General features: G+C 43.5%; 1 protein-coding gene. It reads left to right on the plus strand.

The annotated features are described in order from the left end of the window. Nucleotides 1-71: 71 nt before the first annotated feature. On the plus strand, nt 72-255 hold a 184-nt coding region (locus tag ACLHR0_RS31730), incomplete at its 3' end, for an RHS repeat-associated core domain-containing protein (RefSeq protein WP_436491696.1).

A 255-nucleotide genomic window follows, 5' to 3' on the forward strand; every position in this document is an offset into this window, starting at 1 on the left:
TTCAAATGGAAAAACAGATGAAAGAAAAAGCTATATATTTATGAGAGTTCTTTGAGTGCGCCAGGTTGCGGATGGTAGGTGAGTCCGTGGGGTCTGGGAGTGGGGAGGTATATCGTTATGGGTTTAATGGGAAGGAGAATGATAATGATGTGAAGGGAGAAGGGAATCAGATAGACTACGGCATGCGTGTTTACGACCCACGGATAGGGAAGTTCCTTTCTACAGATCCTCTATCGAAACAATATCCACACTATA

Origin of the sequence: Chitinophaga sp. ARDCPP14, from assembly GCF_051362515.1 — a bacterium.
Lineage (GTDB): Bacteria > Bacteroidota > Bacteroidia > Chitinophagales > Chitinophagaceae > Chitinophaga.